Source organism: Flavobacterium rivuli WB 3.3-2 = DSM 21788 (assembly GCF_000378485.1).
Classification (GTDB): Bacteria; Bacteroidota; Bacteroidia; order Flavobacteriales; family Flavobacteriaceae; genus Flavobacterium; species Flavobacterium rivuli.
The window spans coordinates 216,381-231,294 of record NZ_KB899971.1; the positions used below are offsets into that span (position 1 = coordinate 216,381).

Here is a 14,914-nt window from a genome sequence, read left to right on the forward strand (position 1 = left end):
CTTTATTTAATGTGCCAAAGGCCATTGGAGTTACAGAACTTATTTCTGTTTCAAGAACTCGCCTACTAAGAACGAGGTAGAACTGTCGTGTTGTTTTACAGTACCGCTCACAATTTCGTCGAGGATAGAGTTAGCAAGCTGCTTGCCCAGCTCTACACCCCATTGGTCGTAGCTGAATATATTCCAGATAACGCCTTGTACAAATATTTTGTGCTCGTATAAAGCTACAAGAGCACCAAGGGTTTCCGGTGTAAGTTTTTTAATCAAGAAGGTATTTGTAGGCTTGTTGCCTGTAAATACTTTAAACGGGGTAAGATAGTCTGCTTTTTCCTGAGCAACGCCTGCTTTAGTAAACTCGGCGCGAACGGTAGCCTCGGTCTTGCCGCTAAGCAACGCCTCAGTCTGGGCAAAAAAGTTAGACATTAATTTATCGTGATGGTCCTGGTTGCCATATAGTGGCTGTACAAAACCGATAAAATCGGTAGGGATAAGTTTAGTGCCCTGGTGTATAAGCTGAAAGAATGCATGCTGCGAGTTAGTACCCGGCTCGCCCCATATAATAGTACCTGTCTGGTAATTTACAGGGTTACCATCGCGGCCTACGCTCTTGCCGTTACTCTCCATAATACCCTGCTGCAGGTAAGGCGCAAGTTTACTCAGGTACTGTGTGTACGGGATAAGGGCTTCGCTTTCGGCACCAAAAAAGTTGTTGTACCAAATGCTAAGCAATGCTAAAACCACCGGAAGGTTCTCTTCAAACGGGGTAGTTTTAAAATGCTCATCCATATCGTTAGCACCTTTAAGCAGCTTATCAAAATTATCAAAGCCTACTGCCAGCGCAATAGATAAACCAACGGCACTCCATAGAGAGAAACGTCCGCCTACCCAGTCCCACATCGGGAAAATGTTAGCCTCGTCTATACCAAATTCGGTAACCTTTTTAATATTGGTAGATACCGCCACAAAGTGCTTGGCAACATCGGCCTGTGTAGCATGCTTAAGGAACCACTCTCGTGCCGTTTCGGCATTGGTAAGGGTTTCCTGTGTGGTAAAGGTTTTAGATGCTATAACAAAAAGCGTGGTTTCAGGATCTAAACCCTTAAGGCTTTCGGTAACGTGGTCGCCATCTACGTTAGAGATAAACTTAACGTTAAGCTGGTTCTTGTAGTACTTAAGTGCCTCTACCACCATGTGCGGACCAAGGTCGCTGCCGCCTATGCCTATGTTTACCACAGTGGTAAATGGCTTACCGGTGTAACCTGTTTTAGTACCGCCTATAATTTCTTCTGTAAACTGTTTTATCTTGTTTTTAACGGCATACACTTCGGGTATAACATTAACACCTTCAAACCTAATATCGGCAGTTTCCGGCGCGCGAAGTGCAGTGTGCAGTACGGCCCTGTCTTCGGTACGGTTTATGGCATCGCCTTCAAAATAGCTTTGTATAGCACCTTTAAGGTCTGTCTCTTTAGCAAGGTCCTGAAGTAATGCTAACGTTTCTTCGTTAATAATGTTCTTAGAATAATCTACCAAAAAGTCATTCCATTTAATGTGGAATTTCTGTGCTCTTTGGGTATCGGCAGCAAACATTTCCTGCATAGAGGCATTTTGCATTTCGGTATAATGGTCGCGAAGTGCCTGCCAGGCGGCTGTGCCCGATGGATTAGTGTTTTGTAATGCCATTGTGTTAGTTTTTTTGGTTAAATTTTATTTCAGATATACTGTCAAGTTCTTTTTTAAGCGGGGTCATGTAAGCAATAAAGCGCGGTTTATGCTTAGGGCTCATAGGCTCAGAGTTAGGTAGTTTTTGCCTTAAGGCATCTACCTGCACGCCGTTTTTCCAGAAGCGGTAACATACATGCGGCCCTGTGGCAAGGCCTGTACTGCCCACACGCCCTATAACGTCGCCCTGTGTAACGCGCTGCCCCTGGCGCACCAGTATTTTGCTCATGTGCAGGTACTGCGTGGCATACATACCACTGTGTTTTACCTTAACAAAATTACCGTTGCCCGATGTGTAGCCTGTGCGCTCTACCACGCCGCTGGCAGTTGTCATGATGGGTGTGCCGCTTGGTGCGGCATAATCGGTACCGTTATGGGCTTTCCACTGCATTTGCACGGGGTGAAAACGCCTGCCCGAAAAGCGCGAGGTAATATGGCTGAATTTAAGCGGGGCTTTTAAGAACATGTTTTTAAGCACCTTGCCCTCCTCATCATAATACTCCCTTGTTTTAGACCGCGATGTGCTGTCCTGCTTAAACGGAAATGCGTATATTTTTTTGCCTTTATACTCAAAGTACGACGCTTCTATGCTCTCTATACCGCCATAAATGCTGTCGCTTATGTAACGTTCGTTTACGGTAACGGCAAACTTATCGCCCTTTTGTATCTTAAAAAAGTCAATACTCCAGGCATACATTTCGCTTAGCTCATGTGCCAGTGCCGGGCCTGCGCCTGCTTTGTTAAGCGTTTCGGCAAGAGATCCTTCTATGGCACCCGCAATAATACGCCTTTTAATAGTTATAGGCTTTACCGTTTTGTTAACCCTTGGTATAGAATCTCTAAGGTCTATTACATAATAGCTAAGATTATCGGGCTGGTACACAAATGCCTTAAGGGCGTTGGGTGCTTTTTTATCTTTAAACAAGGTAAAAGGCCTGCCCACGCGAATGTCCCTTAAATCAAAGGTATCCTTAATATGTTCTGTAATGTTATGAATTGCCGATGCATCAAAACCCTCTTTGCCCAATATACCGCCAAAGGTATCGCCGCTTGCAATAGTATCGTGCACTACGGTATAATCGCTGGTTATAAAGCCAAACTCTTTTACAATGGGTGCTTTTTTTACTACTGTTTTTTTAGGCTCTTCTTGTTGTTGCTCTTTATTGTTGCAGGCTATGAGGGTTAAAAATGTAAGTATGGCTACAAGATATCTCAAAAGTGTGTTTGTTTTGTGTGTTATACATTTTCGCCCCAGTTGCGCAGCTCATCTTCTGTCCATAATTCGGGGAAAAATATCCTTCGTTGGTATTTAGGATGCATGTATTTTTTCCAGTCGCTGCCGCCGGTAGCTTCCTGCGGCCCCGCAGAGCTTTCTATATACTTCCTGGCAGCATTAAGGTGGCCCATAACCCAGGTAACATTTACCGTATGGTCATAATGGCGCATAGCAGCCACAAGCTCCGGGTTAGCCTGGCTTTCGGCAGGGAGCTGTTTAAATTTCCTCCAGATGTTTATGGTGTTGTACTCTTCCATGTGGCGTAAAAATTCGGCTTTGTACTTTTTCTCAAAAGCATTAAGCAGGTACGATTTTTCGCCCGTTTTGTGGTCTTTGCCTGCCGCCTGCCAGTACAAATGCTCAAAGGCATGCGTGTATGGCGTGTTACGGTCTATAGTGGCACGAAAACGGTAGTCTATAAGGTTTATAAGGTCTGTGCTTGCAAATTCTATAAGGCGGTACTGCGCGCTCTGAAAACCGCTTGCCGGGGTAAGGGTGTTGCGGAATTTCATGTACTGGTCTATCTCCATGCCATCGCCCATAATATCAAACGATGTGGTAAGCATATCAAAATAGCGGCTTATGCGCATTAACCTTTCGGTAAAAAACGCAGTGGTAAGCGTTTCGGCATGGCATAGCTGGTTGGTTTCCCACAGTATCATTTTAAAAAGCAGCTCGTTTACCTGGTGGTACATTATAAAAACCATCTCATCGGGCAGGGTGGTTCTTTGTATCTGCAGGTTAAGGAGCGCATCTGTATTAATGTAATCCCAGTATGTTATGGGGGTAGACCATAGTAAACCCTCTAAATGCGTAGCCGTTTTCTGGCCTATGGCCGAGAATTTTTTATCAAGTTCATCCAGCTTTTCAGCTATTGGGGATGTGTGTTCTGTCATCTTTTTTATTTCGATTTAATGGCAAGGGTGTGCGCAAGGCCCCTGTATTCATCCAGGTCTGCCTTAAGCGACCCTACGGCAAGGCTTGCTTTAATTCTTACCGGCACTTTGTTTTCATCGTCTGATATCCAAACGGTTAAACTTTCCTCTTCCTTAAAAACCCTGCCTGCCTGTACCAGCGGCCTGAATATCATGGTAGAGATGGTGCCAAATTTAGTGCTTAAATCTTCCCTGCCAATGAATTTGAGTTTAAATTTTGTAACCTCATCATCAAAAAACATATCTACCGCAATAGCCTCGCCCACTTTAAGCTTATCTACGTTAGGATGGTTCCTTAAATAGTAAAATACCGATACGATATCCTGCACATTCTCTGTAACCGATATGGTTTTTTCTGATTTATGCTTGTAGTCTTTTACAAGCACCGTGTTTTTATCCTGGTTAAAAAAACCTTCCTGGTCTTTTTTATAACCGCCTTCGTCTATTTTGCGCACATACTGGTAGGGCTTGCCGGTATTTTTATCAAAATAGCTTTCGTAATTATCGTTAACCTTAAAAAAGAATTTTGTCATACCCGTAGTGTAGCCATTGCCCACTACGTGGTGTACTTTTTTATTGTTTCTTACAGCATCTTTAATTTCCAGCGTGGCATACCCCGCATTTACAACCCCGTAGTGAATCCTGAATTTAAAGAACTCTCCGGTCTTAAACGCGTCCTGTGAAAATGCATCGCCTAATGCAAAAAACATAATAATGGCAAGTAATTTTTTCATAGTAATTTTGTTGGGCGTGGTGTTTTAGAAGGCATAAATGCAATTTCTGTTCCAAAAGTAAGAAAACAAAAAAACCCAGTCAAAAATAAGACCGGGTTTTTATGCTATTAACCAACCAAAAACTATAAATTATGAAAATTTTACCTGCATCGAGAAAAATGTTTACCACTTTCTTTTTTGCGAGTGCAAAGGTACTATGTTTTTAAACTTTTATTTAATAAATTTCAGGTTTAACATAGATAATTCAAACAATGGCTATTGGTGTGGGTTAAAATTATGATATCTTTAAAAATAAGGTTGTTTTACAGTGTACCCCTTAACTCCTGTTCGCGCTCTATGCTCTCAAACAGGGCTTTAAAGTTACCTGCGCCAAAACCGCGTGCACCCATTCTTTGTATAATTTCAAAAAACAGTGTAGGGCGGTCTTCAACCGGTTTGGTAAATATCTGTAACAGGTATCCTTCCTCATCGGCATCAACCATAATGGCAAGTTTTTGTATCTCTTTAATGTCTTCTTTAAAGGCATCTTTATGTGCACCAAGGCGCGACGGAATGGCATCATAATAAGCCTGCGGTGGTGCCGAAAGGAACTCTACGCCACGGCTCTTAAGGTCGCTCACGGTTTTAACAATATCATCTGTAGCAATAGCAATGTGCTGTACGCCGGGACCACCGTAAAAATCAAGGTATTCCTCAATTTGGGATTTCTTCATACCCTCTGCCGGCTCGTTAATAGGGAATTTAATCCTGCCGTTGCCGTTGCTCATTACCTTACTCATTAACGCCGAATATTCGGTATTGATCTGCTTATCATCAAACGATAAAAAGTTTACAAAGCCCATAACGTCTTCATACCATTTTACCCATGTGTTCATTTCGTTCCAGCCCACGTTGCCCACCATGTGGTCTACATACTTAAGGCCTGTAGGTGCAGGATTGTAATCGCTTTTCCACTCCCTGTAGCCCGGCAGGAACGTACCGTTGTAGTTTTTACGCTCTACAAACATGTGTACGGTTTCGCCATACGTGTAGATGCCGGAACGTACCACTTCGCCAAACTCATCTGTCTCAACAGTGGGCTCCATGTAAGGCCTTGCACCGCGAGATGTAGTTTCTTCAAATGATTTGCGTGCATCTTCTACCCAAAGGGCTACTATTTTTACGGCATCGCCATGTTTTACAATGTGGTCGTTAAGCGGAGAATCTGCTACGAGCGGCGTAGTAAGCACCAGGCGAATTTTACCCTGCTGCAATACATAACTGGCACGGTCGCGCACTCCGGTTTCAAGCCCTGCATAAGCTAACGACTGGTAGCCAAAAGCGGTTTTATAATAATGGGCAGCCTGCTTGGCATTACCCACATAAAATTCTACATAATCGGTTCCCATAAGGGGAAGGAAATCCTGTGCGCCTTCAAATATTTTTTCAAGGCCGTATTCTACATTTTTAATTTCGTTGCTCATAGTTGTATGTTTTTGTAGGAGCCTCACCCCAACCCCTCTCCAAAGGAGAGGGGCCAGCTTCACTCCTGATTTTAGTTTTTGTTTTTTCCTCACCCTAACCCTCTCCAAAGGAGAGGGGATAGCTACACTCAAACTTGCCTACTCATTGTTATATCGTAGAGTGTAGCTGGTTCCCCTCTTGAGAGGGGTTAGGGGTGTGTTGTTTTTATTAGAGTATAACAATACGACTATACTCTGTTATTAGCTTTTTTTTTGACCTCACCCCCTCCCGATAGCTATCGGGAGGGGGTGAGGTTTACTTACTCCACCCAGCTTTTATAATACTGCCCATCGTCAAGGCCCATAGCTTCTTCGGTTACCATAAGCGGGCGGAACGTGTCTACCATTACAGCAAGCTCTTCGGTTATGGTCTTGCCTATGCTGCGTTCCATAGCACCCGGTGCAGGGCCGTGTGGTATGCCTTTAGGGTGCAGGGTTATGTGGCCCTGCTCTATGTTATTGCGGCTCATAAAGTCGCCATCTACATAGTACAGTACCTCGTCGCTGTCTATATTACTGTGGTTGTATGGTGCCGGTATACTTTTAGGGTGGTAGTCGTACAGCCTTGGGCAAAACGAGCATACCACAAAAGTATCGGTTTCAAAGGTTTGGTGTACCGGTGGCGGCTGGTGAACACGCCCCGTTATAGGCTCAAAGTTATGAATGCTAAACGCGTATGGAAAGTTGTACCCATCCCACCCTATAACGTCAAACGGGTGCGTGGCATAGACCACATCGTGCATCATGCCTTCTTTTTTTATCTTAACAAGAAAATCGCCTTTTTCGTCGTGCGTTTCCAGTACGGTGGGCAGTTTAAAGTCGCGCTCGCAAAACGGCGAATGCTCCAGGTGCTGCCCGCTCTGATTTTTGTAACGCTTAGGCGTATAAATAGGCGAATGGCTCTCTACATAAAAGAGGCGGTTATCTATAGTGTCAAAATCGATCTGGTAGATCATGCCGCGCGGAATAATGAGGTAATCGCCATACTCAAACGGTATGTTGCCCATAAGGGTGCGCAGCGTGCCGGTACCTTTATGGATGAAGATCATCTCGTCGCTGTCGGCATTTTTGTAAAAGTAGGTGCGCAGCGATTGTTGCGGTGCGGCAAGCCCTATAATACAGTCGCGGTTAACAAGAAGAGCCTTGCGGCTGTCCAGGAAATCGGCTTCGGGCTTCAGCTCAAAACCTTTTAGCAACAGCGATTTTATATTTTTATCTATGGCTATTTTAGGCTCTACCGAATAGGATTTAAGTATCTCCTTAACCTGCGTGGGCCTGTGTGTGTGGTACAGCAGTGCCGAGTGGCCATGAAAACCCTCTGTGCCAAAAAGCTGCTCGTAGTACAAACCGCCATTGGGCTTTTCGAACTGTGTGTGTCGTTTTTGAGGGAAATCCCCCAGTTTGTGGTATAAAGGCATGATGATTATCTATTAAATTATAAAAATAAAATGGCATAGCACCGTAGCCTCATTCCGGGTTGCGTTTAATGAGGAATTTTAAATAGCTTAATAAACCCTGCCATTGCGTAGTCATAGAACAAATATCGTAAAAATTTAATTTTAGGCGGTATTTTTTGAAGAAAAATGAAAACGATTGAGAAAAATGGAAGTTACATTGTGAGATAAAAGACGCAAATGTTTAAATATTATATTAGGGCACACAATAATGTTTTATTTTTTTGTTCACCTTTACAAATACTATAATTGCAAACTATAAAGTTAACCATTGTAAAGCCCTCTGTTTTATGAAATACATTTTACTATTCATGCTTGTCAGTATGTTTTGCCATGCACAGGATTATAATAAGGTTACGGCTTATAGGTTGATTGACGAAATGGACGATGGGCCTTGTTCTCTTGTTACTTATTTTAAAGCAGGCGATTCTTCTTTTGTTTATTCTGCCAGATCTATTGATGCAGTAATGATAAAAAAATTATTAAGCATAAAGAAGAAAGCTAAAAAATGGAAGAAAACAGGTTTTTGGTGCAGAAAAGGATATATTGGCGGCGACATGATATATAATATGTTCGTTTTTGAAGGAGCTAAAGTAAATGACACTCTTTTTACATCAGATGATATTGTGATATTTCCGTCTAAACAAGTAGCATACACAGACAAAAACAAGGAAGTATATAAAGCGTTTAACAATCATTTTAAAGCCTTTTTTGACAGAGATTTCAAAGAAGAGAATGAGAATCGTATATTACAAGGAAGAGCAGTTTTAGATTCTATAGGGGTAGATAAAATAGTATATAAAGGCAAAGCCGTTACACAATTAAATTTTCAGGACATCAAAAATCAAACGCAATCTTTAAAAGAGATTGATGTATTTGAATCTGAAGAGGATTCTATAACAGACTATCTCTATACCTATGAGGCAGACCGCGATATAATTGAAACGAAAAATAACAAGTCGATAGAGTCTGTATTAATAAATAACCCAGGCACATTTTCTATAGATGGTATTAAAGTGGGAGATAGCGAGGATTTGGTTGTTTATAAATATCCGCAATCTGCAAAGCATACCTATGCTGTCTCGACAAAATTTGAAGAAATGGAGTATAAGTATGACTACGAAATTACTTTTATAAATAACAAAGGCGGGGCTGTTATAACCGTAGACAAAAAAGTAGTAAGCAGTATAGTAATCAGACTCGACTGATTTTTTATGACAATAGTGTAAGACGCATTCAATGCGTCTCTACCTGAAAACTGCGACTGCGACTGATCACTGACCACTAACCACTGCCAACTAAACTACTCCCCTTTTGGGAATGCCTTTTTGTTAAACACGATAAGGATACCTACAGCTACAGATATGGCAGCATCGGCAACATTAAAGATGGCATTAAAGAACGAGAATTCTTTACCGCCTATGCCGGGAATCCATTGCGGAAAATGGGCATCCTTAATAATAGGGAAGTAAAGCATATCTACCACTTTGCCATGAAGGAACGTACCGTAATGATTTGCCGTATTAAATGTAGCAACCTGGTTAGGCATGCTATGGTCAAAAATTAATCCATAAATAACAGAGTCTATAATGTTACCAAAAGCACCGGCAAGTATAAGCGCTATAGATACTATAAGGTAAGGCGATTGCTTTTTCTTAACCGCATCCCACAGCCACCAGCCTATACCGCCCACGGCCACGATCCTGAAAAGGGTAAGTATAAGCTTACCGTACGATCCCGGAATCTCTGCACCCCACGCCATACCGTCGTTCTCTATAAATTGTATATAAAACCAGCTAAAAACCTCTTTGGCTTCGCCTAACCTAAAATGGGTCTTTACGTATATTTTAGATATCTGGTCTACCAGCAATACAAGGATTACAATTAAGTAGGCTTTCTTTAGCGACATTTTTTAAATTTTACGGCAAAAATAAATTAAATTATTAAACTATCGTCATCACATTGGTGTTAATGAAATGTTTAATGTTATTATTGCCTCACTTTTTATTTTTAGTTTTGGTTGCCGGTGTTTATTTTATTATTACTACAAAGTTTTTCACGAAGCGCACAAGGTATTGTAAACAGTAGTGTTGTGTATGCCGCTTTAAGCGGAAGGACACAAAGCTGGCACGTAAAGCCTTGTGTTCTCCAATCATGATAATCAGGATTGCTACCTTTATCAAAATTGAGCATGGCTTAGTGTGCTTTGTGAAAAACTTTGTGCATTTTGTGGTAAAAATCAGACTATTGTAATTACCAATACTATTGTGTTTTAAATCCTATCGTTTTAAACGCTCATTTTCTTAACAAAACTTTAACCGCACTTTAGTTCGTTTGGTTCGGTTATATCCGAACTAACAATGTATCTTTGTCTAAATTTTTCAGAAAGAAGCAATGATATGGATGTTATAAAAGAACGGGAAGAACTAATAGAAATGTTTGGTGTTCATTTTGAGAATGTACACCACCTGCCACCATTGGGTTCCCGCATATTGGCCACACTTATTATAGATACCTGCAGCCGCAAAACTACGTTTGAAGATATTATAGAACTTACCGGAGCCAGCAAAAGTTCGGTTTCTACAAATCTTAACCTGCTGCTTAAAATTGGCAAGATTACCTATTATACCCTGCCGGGCGACCGCAAAAAATACTACAAGCCTTCTCCCTTTAGCGAACGTTTTGACAACTACATGAAAATGATAGCGTTCGAAAAACAAATTATAGACCGCATGGTACATTACCGCGAGGTGCACAGGGGCTGCCCCGAAGAAGAACTGGAACTGCAGCGCACACGCACGTATAAGGAACATGTACTGCAAATGGAAGAGATACTGCAATCTACCATTAACAAGTTTAAGGCACTGGAGGAACTCGAAAACTAAAAAATCATCATACATACATAAACAAACAGGCAAATCAATGAAGAATACAATTTTTACAGGAGCTATAGCGGCACTTATACTGCTTAGCAGTTGTGGCAAGAGCAAAGAGGAGACAGATGCGGCAGCAACGGCAGCAGCAGCCCCAAAGGCATATAAAACGGTAGAGGTACAGCCCATGTCGGCTACGTTAAATAACGATTATCCCGCCAGTATACAGGGGCAGCAAAATATAGAAATTCGCCCAAGGGTAGAAGGCTATATCGATAAAATATTTGTAGATGAAGGTGCCGTAGTTAAGGCAGGACAGCCTTTATTTAAAATCAGTGCCCCGCAGTATGAGCAGGAAGTGCGCACGGCAACGGCAAGCATTAAGAGTGCACAGGCCGATGTTAGCGCAGCAAGGCTTGCCGTTAATAAGGTTAAGCCACTGGTAGACAAAGAAATTGTAAGTAAGTACGAGTTAGAGTCGGCGCAGTTTAACTACGAGGCGGCAATGGCTACACTGGCACAGGCTAATGCAGCCCTTGCCAATGCTAAGACCAACCTGGGCTATACTACGGTAACCAGCCCGGTAAACGGTGTTGTCGGTTCTATACCTTTCCGTTTAGGTAGTTTGGTAAGCTCTGCCAATGCGGAGCCACTAACTACAGTATCGAGCATTGGTAATGTATATGCTTATTTCGCCTTTAACGAAAAACAATTGCTTGCCCTTACTAAAGACAGCACCAATGTATCGTTAGCCGCAAAAATTAAAGAGATACCTGCCGTAAGCCTGTTACTTGCAGATGGTACGGAGTATGGCGAAAAAGGTAAGATAGAAACTATAAACGGTTTGATAAACACAGCAACAGGATCTGTAAACCTGCGTGCACGTTTTCCTAACAGCAAAGGCATTATACGTAGTGGGAGCAGTACTAAGGTAAGGATTCCTCAGGATGTAAAAAACAAGATCATCGTGCCGCAAAGTGCTACCTTCGAGCTTCAGGATAAACGTTTTGCAGCGATAGTGGGTAAAGACGGTAAAACGCAAAATGCAGTTATAACAATAAACGAAAATGCTGTAGGCAACTATTATGTGGTAGAAAGCGGCCTTAAGGCAGGCGACCAGATTGTTATAGAGGGTGTGGCTAACCTTAAAGAAGGTACCCAGATTAAGGCTACCCCGGAGAGTGCCGAGAAAGTTTATGCAAACCTAAATAAATAGTACATGTTTAAAATATTCATCCAGAGGCCGGTACTCTCTACCGTTATCTCTGTAATCATAGTAATATTGGGTATACTGGGCCTTACCGCCCTGCCCATAGCGCAATATCCGGATATTGCCCCGCCTACTGTTGTGGTGGCGGCAAGCTATACGGGTGCCAACGCCGATGTGGTACTTAAAAGTATTAACGTACCGCTGGAGGAGCAGATAAATGGTGTAGAGAACATGACCTACATGACATCTACCGCTACAAATGATGGCTCTGCGAGTATTAAGGTATTCTTTAAAGTGGGTACCAACCCCGATCTTGCTGCGGTAAACGTGCAAAACAGGGTGTCGCGTGCTACATCGCTTTTACCACAGGAGGTTACCCAGGCGGGTGTTACCGTTACTAAAAGCCAGAGTAGTAACCTGCTTATAACATCGCTCTACAGTGATGAAAAGGGTTATGACCAAACGTTCCTGCAAAACTATATAAAAATTAACCTTATACCCCAAATACAACGTGTTACGGGTGTGGGCGAGGTTACGGTTTTTGGTAGTAAAGATTACTCTATGCGTATATGGCTTAAGCCCGATGTTATGCAGCAGTACAGCCTTATACCCAGCGATATTACCGCAGCCCTTGCAGAGCAGAATATAGAGGCTGCACCGGGCAGGTTTGGTGAGCAGGGCAACCAGGCATTTCAGTATGTAATAAAATACAAAGGCCGCCTTGTAACCGAGACAGAGTTTGAAAACATCATTATAAAATCGGCCGGTAATGGCCAGTTCTTAAGGCTAAAAGATGTTGCCAGGATACAGCTCGATGCGTTATCTTACACCAGTGTGAGTACTACTAACGGTAATCCATCGGTAGGTTTTGCGGTAAGCCAAACGCCGGGAAGTAACGCCCGAGACGTTATCAACCAGTCTAAAGCTATTATAGAAGAAGCTTCTAAAACATTTCCTAAAGGGGTAAAATATACCACCCTTATTAATATTAACGACAACCTTGATGCCTCTATAGAGAAGGTTATACACACCCTTATAGAAGCTTTTATACTGGTATTTATAGTGGTGTTCCTTTTCCTTCAGGATTTCAGGTCTACACTTATCCCGGCCATATCGGTTCCGGTGGCTATTGTGGGTACGTTCTTTTTCCTAAATTTATTTGGCTATACCATTAACCTCCTTACATTGTTTGCATTAGTGCTTGCCATTGGTATTGTGGTAGATGATGCCATTGTGGTAGTAGAGGCCGTACACGCCAAGCTCGACGAAGGCTATAAATCGTCTAAAAAAGCCACCATAGATGCTATGGACGAGATATCGGGTGCCATTATATCTATTACACTGGTAATGGCAGCGGTATTTATACCGGTAACGTTTATTACAGGTTCTACCGGGGTGTTTTACAAGCAGTTTGGTGTAACCCTTGCGGTATCTATTATCCTTTCGGCGGTAAATGCACTAACACTAAGCCCTGCGCTGTGTGCCATATTGCTTAAACCCCATAAGGACGACCACAAGCACAAAAACTTTTTACAGCGTTTTTACACCGCCTTTAACGTAGGTTTCGACAGGGTTACGGGCAAATACAAAAAATCGGTCAGCTTCCTTTCGCGTACAAAATGGCTTGTTGCCGTATTTATACTTGTAGCAGGTGGTGGTTTGTATTATATGATGAAAACCACGCCATCTGCCTTTGTACCGGCAGAAGACCAGGGTGTACTTTTTGCTAACATCAGCCTGCCGCCATCGGCATCTATGGAGCGTTCTACCGTAATTGCAAAACAGGTAGACAGCATTGCAAAATCTATCCCCGAGGTGCAAAATACACTGCGTATTGTAGGGCAAAACTTTACCGCAGGTGCCGGTAGTGCCTACAGTATGGTAATTGTACGATTAAAATCTTGGGAAGACCGCGAGCGCACGGTAGATGATATCATTGGCGAATTGTTTGGCAAAACTGCCGGCATCCGCGAAGCGAGTATCTTCTTTATATCTCCGCCTACGCTACAGGGCTTTGGCCAGAGTGGTGGTTTTGAGTTCCAGTTACAGGATAAGGGCGGACACAGCACTGCCGAATTTTATAAAGTAAATACTGATTTTCTTGCAGAGCTTGCTAAAAGGCCGGAGGTGCAGTATGCCACCACATCGTTTAACCCTAACTTCCCGCAGTACATGATGGATGTTAACCTGGAAAAAACGAAAGAAGCCGGTGTTACCGTGAACAGTTTGCTAAACACTATGCAGGGTTACTTTGGGGGTATATATGCGTCTAACTTTAATAAGTTTGGTAAACAATACCGTGTAATGATACAGGCCCCGCCGGAGTTTCGTAAAAACCCCGAAGACCTTAATAACATTTTTGTACGCAATGCTGCCGGCACTATGGCGCCTATTACAGAGTTTATAAAAATGAGAAGGGTTTTTGGCCCCGAACAAATATCAAGGTTTAACCTGTTTACCTCTATAGCCATTACAGGTGCTCCAAATCCGGGCTTCAGTTCGGGAGACGCCATTAAGGCCATCCAGGAGGTAGCTGCAGAGAAACTGCCTACGGGTTACGGTTATGAGTTTTCGGGCTTAACGCGCGAGGAGCTTGCATCGGGCAGCGAAACCATATTTATATTCATGCTTTGTCTTGTGTTTGTATACTTCCTGCTAAGTGCACAGTACGAGAGTTATATATTGCCATTTGCCGTATTGCTGTCGTTACCGTTTGGCCTTGCAGGTGCTTACCTGTTCTCTATTATCTTTAAGCTAAACAGTAATATATACTTACAAATATCGCTTATTATGCTTATTGGGCTACTTGCCAAGAACGGTATCCTTATCGTAGAGTATGCGCTGGACAGGAGGCGAAAAGGCATGCCTATTGTAGAGGCGGCTATAGAGGGTGCTATTGCACGTTTCAGGCCTATCTTAATGACATCGTTTGCATTTATCTTTGGCCTTATGCCGTTAATGTTTGCCAGTGGTGCAGGTGCAATAGGTAACAAATCTATTGGTACAGGTGCTGTGGGTGGTATGCTTATAGGTACCATATTAGGGGTATTTGTTATCCCGGTACTGTTTGTAATTTTCCAAACGCTGCAGGAAAAAATAAGCGGCCCCGCAAAAGAGGGTTATGATGATGACGATGATGACGAAGACGAAGAGCCTGTACTGGCCCTGCCCGAACATACGCCACAAGTATAATTTAGAACACAAAACA

General features: G+C 42.7%; 11 protein-coding genes. 4 read left to right on the forward strand and 7 right to left on the reverse strand.

Annotated features, from left to right (window positions below):
- Positions 1-39: 39 nt before the first annotated feature.
- From pgi to F565_RS0114115, 6 genes are all read right to left on the reverse strand, one after another.
- The gene (gene pgi, locus F565_RS0114090) at positions 40-1,683 is read right to left on the reverse strand and encodes a glucose-6-phosphate isomerase (protein WP_020213880.1); all 1,644 of its coding nucleotides are present in this window, start codon (positions 1,681-1,683) and stop codon (positions 40-42) included.
- Between the two features lie 4 nt (positions 1,684-1,687).
- Entirely contained in the window at positions 1,688-2,938 is a 1,251-nt protein-coding gene (locus F565_RS0114095; RefSeq protein WP_020213881.1) for a M23 family metallopeptidase, read from the reverse strand.
- 20 nt (positions 2,939-2,958) lie between these two features.
- Positions 2,959-3,894: a tryptophan 2,3-dioxygenase family protein gene (locus F565_RS0114100; protein ID WP_020213882.1), complete on the reverse strand. Its 936-nt coding sequence runs from the start codon at positions 3,892-3,894 to the stop codon at positions 2,959-2,961.
- Between the two features lie 5 nt (positions 3,895-3,899).
- On the reverse strand, positions 3,900-4,667 hold the full coding sequence (locus tag F565_RS0114105) for a DUF3108 domain-containing protein (RefSeq protein ID WP_020213883.1): 768 nt from the start codon (positions 4,665-4,667) through the stop codon (positions 3,900-3,902).
- A 302-nt stretch (positions 4,668-4,969) separates the two neighbouring features.
- Positions 4,970-6,130 carry a 4-hydroxyphenylpyruvate dioxygenase gene (hppD, locus tag F565_RS0114110; protein WP_020213884.1) on the reverse strand — a complete coding sequence of 387 codons (1,161 nt, stop codon included), beginning with the start codon at positions 6,128-6,130 and terminating at the stop codon, positions 4,970-4,972.
- Between the two features lie 299 nt (positions 6,131-6,429).
- A complete protein-coding gene (locus tag F565_RS0114115; RefSeq protein WP_020213885.1) occupies positions 6,430-7,587 on the reverse strand; it encodes a homogentisate 1,2-dioxygenase in 1,158 nt (385 codons plus the stop codon).
- 326 nt (positions 7,588-7,913) lie between these two features.
- Between F565_RS0114115 and F565_RS0114120 the strand changes: the two genes are divergently transcribed.
- Positions 7,914-8,831, forward strand: a complete 918-nt coding sequence (locus F565_RS0114120) for a hypothetical protein (protein ID WP_154652615.1) — start codon at positions 7,914-7,916, stop codon at positions 8,829-8,831.
- A gap of 95 nt (positions 8,832-8,926) precedes the next feature.
- Here F565_RS0114120 and F565_RS0114125 read toward each other — a convergent pair whose 3' ends face one another.
- The gene (locus F565_RS0114125; protein ID WP_020213887.1) at positions 8,927-9,532 is read right to left on the reverse strand and encodes a lipoprotein signal peptidase; all 606 of its coding nucleotides are present in this window, start codon (positions 9,530-9,532) and stop codon (positions 8,927-8,929) included.
- A gap of 490 nt (positions 9,533-10,022) precedes the next feature.
- Between F565_RS0114125 and F565_RS0114130 the strand changes: the two genes are divergently transcribed.
- The 3 genes from F565_RS0114130 to F565_RS0114140 are packed head-to-tail and all read left to right on the forward strand — an operon-like array spanning position 10,023 to position 14,898.
- Complete coding sequence (locus F565_RS0114130) at positions 10,023-10,508, forward strand: GbsR/MarR family transcriptional regulator (RefSeq protein WP_020213888.1); 486 nt, start codon at positions 10,023-10,025, stop codon at positions 10,506-10,508.
- 37 nt (positions 10,509-10,545) lie between these two features.
- Positions 10,546-11,712, forward strand: coding sequence for an efflux RND transporter periplasmic adaptor subunit (locus F565_RS0114135; protein ID WP_020213889.1), 1,167 nt, complete (start codon positions 10,546-10,548; stop codon positions 11,710-11,712).
- Between the two features lie 3 nt (positions 11,713-11,715).
- Positions 11,716-14,898: an efflux RND transporter permease subunit gene (locus F565_RS0114140; RefSeq protein WP_020213890.1), complete on the forward strand. Its 3,183-nt coding sequence runs from the start codon at positions 11,716-11,718 to the stop codon at positions 14,896-14,898.
- Positions 14,899-14,914: the final 16 nt, after the last annotated feature.

Coding starts and splice junctions, on each gene's coding strand:
- F565_RS0114130 (WP_020213888.1), top strand. CDS start 10,023: ATGGATGTTATAAAAGAACGGGAAGAACTAATAGAAATGTTTGGTGTT.
- F565_RS0114105 (WP_020213883.1), bottom strand. CDS start 4,667: ATGAAAAAATTACTTGCCATTATTATGTTTTTTGCATTAGGCGATGCA.
- F565_RS0114120 (WP_154652615.1), top strand. CDS start 7,914: ATGAAATACATTTTACTATTCATGCTTGTCAGTATGTTTTGCCATGCA.
- F565_RS0114115 (WP_020213885.1), bottom strand. CDS start 7,587: ATGCCTTTATACCACAAACTGGGGGATTTCCCTCAAAAACGACACACA.
- F565_RS0114135 (WP_020213889.1), top strand. CDS start 10,546: ATGAAGAATACAATTTTTACAGGAGCTATAGCGGCACTTATACTGCTT.
- pgi (WP_020213880.1), bottom strand. CDS start 1,683: ATGGCATTACAAAACACTAATCCATCGGGCACAGCCGCCTGGCAGGCA.
- F565_RS0114140 (WP_020213890.1), top strand. CDS start 11,716: ATGTTTAAAATATTCATCCAGAGGCCGGTACTCTCTACCGTTATCTCT.
- hppD (WP_020213884.1), bottom strand. CDS start 6,130: ATGAGCAACGAAATTAAAAATGTAGAATACGGCCTTGAAAAAATATTT.
- F565_RS0114125 (WP_020213887.1), bottom strand. CDS start 9,532: ATGTCGCTAAAGAAAGCCTACTTAATTGTAATCCTTGTATTGCTGGTA.
- F565_RS0114100 (WP_020213882.1), bottom strand. CDS start 3,894: ATGACAGAACACACATCCCCAATAGCTGAAAAGCTGGATGAACTTGAT.